This is a genomic window from Pelomonas margarita (assembly GCF_043555875.1).
In the GTDB taxonomy this organism is placed as follows: Bacteria; Pseudomonadota; Gammaproteobacteria; order Burkholderiales; family Burkholderiaceae_C; genus Pelomonas; species Pelomonas margarita.
Genome location: NZ_JBIGHW010000070.1, coordinates 1 through 339 on the forward strand (window position 1 = coordinate 1; position 339 = coordinate 339).

General features: G+C 61.4%; 1 protein-coding gene. It reads left to right on the top strand.

What is annotated here, in order from left to right:
- Nucleotides 1-339, top strand: a 339-nt coding sequence (locus ACG0Z3_RS23275) for an EF-Tu C-terminal domain-related protein (RefSeq protein WP_394402442.1), incomplete at both ends; no start/stop codon positions are given.

Sequence of the window (339 nt, forward strand, 5' to 3'; positions counted from 1 at the left end):
GCGAAGTTCAGAAGACCACGGTCACGGGCGTCGAAATGTTCCGCAAGCTGCTGGACCAAGGTCAAGCGGGCGACAACGTCGGCATCCTGCTGCGCGGCACCAAGCGTGAAGACGTCGAGCGCGGCCAAGTGCTGGCCAAGCCCGGTTCGATCAAGCCGCACACCCACTTCACGGCAGAAATCTACGTTCTGTCCAAGGAAGAGGGCGGCCGTCACACCCCGTTCTTCAACAACTACCGTCCCCAGTTCTACTTCCGCACGACGGACGTGACCGGTGCCGTGGAGCTGCCGAAGGACAAGGAAATGGTCATGCCTGGCGACAACGTCGGCATCACCGTGA